The 1,112-nt window shown below is 65.4% G+C and carries 1 protein-coding gene; it reads right to left on the reverse strand.

Translation table 11 applies throughout. The annotated features are described in order from the left end of the window. Positions 1–107: 107 nt before the first annotated feature. On the reverse strand, positions 108–1,112 hold a 1,005-nt coding region (locus CCN51_RS19020; protein WP_211303234.1), incomplete at its 5' end, for a PQQ-binding-like beta-propeller repeat protein.

Raw genomic sequence — 1,112 nt, forward strand, 5'->3', positions numbered from 1 at the left:
CCTGGCCCATCCCGCCACGGCCCAGCCGCCCCACGATCCGGTATCGCCCGACCCGCTCGGGATCACCGGCCTCCAGCGGCGCAATCGCCCCCACCCCGCTCCCCCTCTCACTCATCAGTGGCCGTGGCCGAGACCGCGTGCAGACGCCCGGCATTCTCGTAGTAGAGCGTGCCGTCGACGACGGTCTGGTTCTCGCCCAAGTCCTCTTTCCGCACACGGTCGCCGCTACCGGCGTCCAGGGAGTACAGGGTGCGGCCACCGTCGCCACCGTCGCTGAACAGGACGGTGTCGCCCACGACGGACAGCAATTCCACGTCTTCCAGGTGCGGCTTCTGCCGCCACAGCGGTTTTCCGTTGTCGGCGGTGAAAGCGCAAACGTAGCCGTCGTTCTCGAAATAGACCACGCCGTCAGCGACTATCGGGGCACCCGCCCCGTTGGCCACGGCCGGGTCCCACAACTTCCCGTCGAAGCCACGCCTCCAGACCTCCCGGCCGGAGTCGGAGTCGACCGCGTACAAAGTGCCGTCCTTGCTGCCGAAGTAGACGGTTCCGTCCGCGACGACAGGTGACGAAACAATCTCGCTGCCGGCCTTGAACTCCCACAGGTCGTCGCCGCTCTTCGCGTCCACTGCGTACAGAGTGTCGTCTCCGCCGGCCGAGACGGGATAGAGGACCCCGTCGGCAATGGTCACGCCTTCCCGCAGTGCGCCGTCGTACTTCTTCCGCCATATCCCTTTGCCCGTATCGGATCGCACCGCGGCCAGGAAGCCAGAGTAGGTCGCATAGGTGGTTTCGCCGACTGCCACGGGTGTCAAATGAACTCCGCCGTCCTTGAACTTCCAGATTTCATCGCCGCTGTCGGCATCAAGGGCGTACATGTAGTCGTCGTCGCCGTAGTAGGCCATCCCACCCGAGGCCCCCAACAGAAGGAGTGAGCCCCCCGTGCCGCGCTGATGCCACAACTCGTCGCCGCTGTCGGCGTCCAGGGCATACAGGCTGTCCTTGCCGTTGTCGAGGTAGACCCTGCCATCCGCCACCGTTGACAGTTCCATTTGGTCATCCAGAGCGTAGGACCACAGTTCCTTCCGCACCGGCTCCTTCCGCGCTGGTGC

Origin of the sequence: Streptomyces milbemycinicus, from assembly GCF_002154605.1 — a bacterium.
Taxonomy (GTDB): domain Bacteria; phylum Actinomycetota; class Actinomycetes; order Streptomycetales; family Streptomycetaceae; genus Streptomyces; species Streptomyces milbemycinicus.